Annotated in this window: 2 protein-coding genes and 1 pseudogene; 1 reads left to right on the top strand and 2 read right to left on the bottom strand. The window is 62.0% G+C overall.

Annotated features, from left to right (window positions below; all coding sequences use genetic code 11):
- On the top strand, window positions 1–1,786 hold a 1,786-nt coding region (ftsH, locus tag EN914_RS29755; protein WP_127389460.1), incomplete at its 5' end, for an ATP-dependent zinc metalloprotease FtsH.
- A gap of 246 nt (window positions 1,787–2,032) precedes the next feature.
- Here the strand turns inward: ftsH and EN914_RS29750 are convergent.
- Window positions 2,033–2,485 carry a hypothetical protein gene (locus EN914_RS29750; protein WP_050580452.1) on the bottom strand — a complete coding sequence of 151 codons (453 nt, stop codon included), beginning with the start codon at window positions 2,483–2,485 and terminating at the stop codon, window positions 2,033–2,035.
- A 242-nt stretch (window positions 2,486–2,727) separates the two neighbouring features.
- Window positions 2,728–3,138, bottom strand: a pseudogene (locus EN914_RS29745) (hypothetical protein); the annotation flags it as partial.

Here is a 3,138-nt window from a genome sequence, read left to right as displayed (position 1 = left end):
GGGGCGGGTCAAGACGGTGACCATTGCTGGCGCTCGTATCAGCGGCACCTACACCGACAATTCCAGCGGTTTCCAGACCTATTCGCCCGGCGATCCTTCGCTGGTCTCGCGGCTGCAGGACAAGAACGTCACCATCAATGCACGGCCTGAAACGGACGGTTCCAATTCGCTGTTCGGCTATTTGATCTCCTGGCTGCCGATGATCCTCATCCTCGGCGTCTGGATATTCTTCATGCGCCAGATGCAGTCCGGCTCCGGCCGCGCGATGGGCTTCGGCAAATCGAAGGCCAAGCTGCTCACCGAAGCGCATGGCCGCGTCACTTTCCAGGACGTTGCCGGCGTCGACGAAGCCAAGGAAGATCTGGAAGAGATCGTCGAGTTCCTGCGCGATCCGCAGAAGTTCCAGCGGCTCGGCGGCAAGATTCCGCGCGGCGTGCTGCTCGTCGGCCCTCCGGGAACCGGCAAGACGCTGCTCGCGCGCTCGGTTGCCGGCGAAGCCAATGTGCCGTTCTTCACCATTTCCGGTTCTGACTTCGTCGAGATGTTCGTCGGCGTCGGTGCAAGCCGCGTCCGCGACATGTTCGATCAGGCCAAGAAGAACGCGCCCTGCATCATCTTCATCGACGAAATCGATGCAGTCGGCCGTCATCGCGGCGCCGGACTCGGCGGCGGCAATGACGAACGCGAGCAGACGCTGAACCAGCTGCTGGTCGAGATGGACGGCTTCGAATCCAACGAAAGCATCATCCTGATCGCAGCCACCAACCGGCCCGACGTGCTCGATCCGGCGCTGCTCCGGCCAGGCCGCTTCGACCGCCAGGTCGTGGTGCCGAACCCTGACATCGTCGGCCGCGAGAAGATCCTCAAGGTGCATGTGCGCAACGTGCCGCTGGCGCCCAATGTCGACCTCAAGGTGATCGCGCGCGGCACGCCTGGCTTCTCCGGCGCCGACCTGATGAACCTCGTCAACGAATCCGCGCTGATGGCGGCACGACGCAACAAGCGCCTCGTCACCATGGCTGAATTCGAGGACGCCAAGGACAAGATCATGATGGGCGCCGAGCGCCGCTCGTCGGCCATGACGCAGGCCGAGAAGGAGCTGACCGCCTACCATGAGGCCGGCCACGCCATCCTCGCGCTCAACGTGCCGTCGGCCGATCCGCTGCACAAGGCCACCATCATCCCGCGCGGCCGTGCGCTCGGCATGGTCATGCAGTTGCCCGAAGGCGACCGCTATTCGATGAGCTACAAATACATGATCTCGCGGCTCGCCATCATGATGGGCGGCCGTGTCGCCGAGGAGTTCAAGTTCGGCAAGGAGAACATCACCTCCGGAGCTTCTTCGGATATCGAGCAGGCGACCAAGCTGGCGCGTGCCATGGTCACGCGCTGGGGCTTTTCCGACAAGCTCGGCCATGTCGCCTATGGCGACAACCAGGAAGAAGTGTTCCTTGGCCATTCGGTGGCGCGCACGCAGAACGTCTCGGAAGAAACGGCGCAGATCATCGACGCCGAAGTGCGCCGCCTGATCGATGAGGCCTATTCGTCGGCGAAGTCCATCCTGACCAAGAAGAAGAAGGAATGGATCGCGCTGGCTCAGGGCCTGCTGGAATACGAGACGCTGTCCGGCGAGGAGATCAAGCAGTTGATCGCCGGCCACAAGCCCGCACGCGACCTCGGCGACGATACGCCGCCAAGTCGTGGCTCGGCCGTGCCGAAGTCCGGCGGCCGCCGCAAGAAGGGTCCTGAGCCCGAAGGCGGTATGGAACCACAGCCGTCGAGCTGAGTTCGGCCACCGATTTCATCGAACGCCGCGGCTTGCTCCGCGGCGTTCTTTGTTTTTGGCGTTGGGGAGGAGTTGTCCGCGACCTCGCATCTGCGACGGTGACGATTGGCGAAAGCCTAGGTGATAGCCAATCTCCCCCACAAGGGGGAGATTGGCAACGTCGCCGCTGGCGTGCCCTCGAAGGCAACAAAAAGGCCCGCGAACCCTGCGGTTCGCAGGCCTTCTCTTCTTCAGATGTCTTGTCGCTCAGCTCTTCAGCTTGGCATTGCACAGGCTGTAATAACCGCCGCCCTTCTGGATCCAGCGAAGGCCGTTCAACGTGCCCGCGTCCTTGTTGCCATGGTAGCCTTGGAGACAGGTCTTCATGCGCGCCTTCGCGGGCTTTTCGGTCTTGAACTCGGCGGCCAGCGTGGTCGGAAATGTCACGCCCGCGGGCGCTACAGTGGGGGCGACCGCCGCGTTGGTTTCTTTTTTCGTCTGCGGCTCGGTTTTGACCGTATCCTCGCTGACACTGTCCGCTGCTGATGTCGCGCACTTCTCCTTGCGAAAAGCCGTCCAGTCCATGCCGTTCAGAGTGCCGCCTTCCTTGGCTGTTCGATAGGTCTCGCCGCATTCCTTCATCGTCAGTGCGCTTGCGGGGGCGACGCTCCAAGCGACAAATGCGGTCGCAGCCAATACCGCCAATTTCAAACCGTGCATAAGACCCTCCTGGTTGATAATAAGTTTGACGTCTTTTTGTATATGGTTTGTTCTCTATATGTTCAACCAGAATCTTTACGGACTTCCGATGAGCTTGGCGGTGGGCAGTGTAGGCGAATTGATGATGCCGGCAGCCCGGCGACGTGCAGATGCGAGCAAGGCAGTGTGCGTCTTCGCGCAACAAAAAAGGCCCGCGCATCTTGCGATGCGCGGGCCTTTGTTTGGAGACTATGGCTAAGCGATCAGCTCTTCAGCTTGGCGTTGCACAGGCTGTAGAAGCCGCCGCCCTTCTGGATCCACTTCAGGCCGCCAAGCGAATTGGCGTCCTTGAGGGCATAGTACTGGTCGAGGCAGGTGTGCATACGGCCCTTTCCGGGGGTCTCGCTGGTATATTTCGGCGAGATCGCGGACGGGAAGGTGACGCCCTTGGGCGCAGCCGTCGTCGGCTTCGCCGGCTCCTTGGTGTAGCTCGCCTCGTCGGCGGCCGGCACGGTGTCGTCATCCGAGGCGGCTGCGCCGCACTCGGTCTTGCGGAAGTCGTTCCACTTCATGCCGTTCAGCGTGTTGGCCGTCTTGGCGGCCTGATACTTGGTGCTGCATTCGGCCATGCTCAGGCCCTTGCCGCCATTGTCTGCGGGAGCGGCGGGAGCCGC

Source organism: Mesorhizobium sp. M7A.F.Ca.CA.001.08.2.1 (assembly GCF_003998455.1).
Lineage (GTDB): Bacteria > Pseudomonadota > Alphaproteobacteria > Rhizobiales > Rhizobiaceae > Mesorhizobium > Mesorhizobium ciceri.
Note: the sequence above shows the minus strand (reverse complement) of the source record. Positions and strands in the feature narration are given on the sequence as shown.